At 69.3% G+C, this 2244-nt stretch carries 2 protein-coding genes; one reads left to right on the top strand and one right to left on the bottom strand.

Annotated features, from left to right (window positions below; genetic code table 11):
- Positions 1 to 152 precede the first annotated feature (152 nt).
- On the bottom strand, positions 153 to 1001 hold the full coding sequence (locus AB0M36_RS37605; RefSeq protein WP_364167586.1) for a hypothetical protein: 849 nt from the start codon (positions 999 to 1001) through the stop codon (positions 153 to 155).
- A gap of 168 nt (positions 1002 to 1169) precedes the next feature.
- Between AB0M36_RS37605 and AB0M36_RS37600 the strand changes: the two genes are divergently transcribed.
- A complete protein-coding gene (locus AB0M36_RS37600) occupies positions 1170 to 1991 on the top strand; it encodes a sugar phosphate isomerase/epimerase (RefSeq protein ID WP_364167583.1) in 822 nt (273 codons plus the stop codon).
- The last annotated feature ends 253 nt before the right edge of the window (positions 1992 to 2244 follow it).

Raw genomic sequence — 2244 nt, 5'->3', positions numbered from 1 at the left:
GGCTTAGGGTCAGACCCAGCCCGAGGAGGACGCCCCCCATCCTCACTGTCAGGCTTGATCCCTGCGTGGGCCATCCCCTCCCCCCGAAGCCGTTGTGGTTGCTCTGCGTGGGCACGTGCCGGCTTTCCTGCGCTCGCCCACTGCTACTTCTTCTACTTCTCTGCTGTGGGTGGGGTGGCGGGTTCGCGGCCGCCTCGTTTTTTGGGGGCTTGGGATGCTTGGGCTGCGACGGTGGCGGGGTGAGGGGCGACCAGGGCGGTGGCGAGGCGGGCGTCGCAGAGGCGGGCTAGTTCGAGGTAGGCGTCCTGGCCGATGAGGGCGGCTAGTTCGGGGCCGTAGGAGCGGTACATCGGTTCGGTGCCGACGTGGGCGTCGGGGGACGATGTGCACCACCAGTCGAGGTCGTGGCCGCCTGGTCCCCAGCCTCGGCGGTCGAACTCGGTCAGGGTGGAGAGCAGGTACTTCGTGCCGTCTGCGCGCTTGGTCCAGTCTTGCTCGCGGCGAACCGGGAGTTGCCAGCACACGTCGGGTTTGTAGGTCAGCGGGTGGACGCCGTCGCGGAGGGCCTGGGCGTGCAGGGCGCAGCCGGCGCCGCCCGGGAAGTCGGCGTCGTTGAGGAAGACGCAGGGGCCGTCGTCGGGCTGGGTGGCCGTGCGCCGGGCCGGCTTCGAGCCGTCGATCGTGTCCATTTCCGTGTAGTTCTTGAAGCCGCGACGGTAGTGCTGCCAGTTCTCGGGCGTCAGCTTGGCGGCCGCGTGTTTCGTGCGGTTCTCGTCGTCGGCGTCGGTGAAGAACGCGCCGTGCGAGCAGCAGCCGTCCTGGGCGCGGCCGGCGATGATGCCGTGGCAGGCGGAGCCGAACACGCACGTCCACCGGGACAACAGCCAGGTCAGGTCGGCGCGTACGACATGCTGCTCGTCGGCGGGGTCGGTGAACTCGATCCATTCGCGAGGGAAGTCGAGCTTGACCTCGCGGGCGCGGGCGGCTGCCGCGTCGTCCATCACTATGCGGAGCTGGGTGCGGCGACTCACCTGCGACAGCGTACGCGCGCCCGCCGGGCATCCGCGTTCAGCGGGTCGGGTTTGTCCTCATGGAGTGGGTCCGGGTTTGTCCTCATGTATACCGACCGAGGAACTAGCAGCCGTGCCGGACGGGTCTACCCTTGACCCGTGGCTTCCCGAGTCCCCGTGATCCTTTCCAGCTCCTCTGTCTTCCCCGAGCCCACCGCGGCCACGTTCGAGATGGCGGCGACCGTGGGCTACGACGGCGTCGAGGTCATGGTCTGGACGGACGCCGTCAGCCAGGACGCCGGCGCCCTGCAGGGCCTGGCGAAGCACTACGGCGTGCCGGTCCTGTCCGTGCACGCCCCCTGTCTGCTGGTAACCCAGCGGGTGTGGAGCCCCGACCCGTGGGAGCGGCTCAACCGGGCCGCCCAGCTCGCCGAGACGCTCGGCGCGCCGACCGTGGTCGTGCATCCGCCGTTCACCTGGCAGCGCGACTACGCCCGCAACTTCGCGCAGGGCCTCGCGAAGGTGCAGGCCCGGCACCCGGATACGACCTTCGCTATCGAGAACATGTATCCGGTGCGGATGGCGGGGCGCACCTTCGTCCCGTACGTGCCGGGATGGGATCCGACCGAGTCCGGCTACGACGCGTACACGCTGGATCTTTCGCATTGCGCGGCGTCCCGCACCGACTCGCTGGAGATGGCCGACCGCATGGGTTCCGGCCTGAAGCACGTCCACCTGGGCGACGGCACCGGCGAGGGTCGCGACGAACACCTGGTGCCCGGCCGAGGCAACCAGCCCTGCGCCGAACTGCTCCGGTCGCTGTCGAGCCGCGGCTTCACCGGCTCCGTCGCACTGGAAGTCTCGACCCGCAAGGTCACCAGCCGCGAAGCCCGAGTCCAGGACCTCCGAGAATCCCTCGAGTTCGCCCGCCGCCACCTCGCCCCAGCAGGCTCAACCGCCCCAGCCATCACCCCGGCCTAATCGTCTGCCAGTTCAGCTGAACTGGCGGTGGACCGGTGGACCGGTGGATCGGTGGATCGGTGGATCGGTGGAGCGGATGAGCGGATGAGCGGATGAGCGGAAACGAGTCGGCCGGCGATACCCGCCGCTGACCCACGGAGAGCGACCACAACGGCTTCGGGGGAGGGGATGGCCCACGCAGGGATCAAGCCTGACAGTGAGGATGGGGGGCGTCCTCCTCGGGCTGGGTCTGACCCTAAGCCTGGCTGACCTC

The sequence above is a fragment of the Actinoplanes sp. NPDC051346 genome (assembly GCF_040682215.1).
Taxonomy (GTDB): Bacteria; Actinomycetota; Actinomycetes; order Mycobacteriales; family Micromonosporaceae; genus Actinoplanes.
This window is presented reverse-complemented; position numbering and strand designations above follow the sequence as displayed.

Bases quoted from the DNA above. Each gene is read 5' to 3' on its own strand.
- AB0M36_RS37605 (WP_364167586.1), bottom strand. From the start codon at position 1,001: ATGGACGACGCGGCAGCCGCCCGCGCCCGCGAGGTCAAGCTCGACTTC.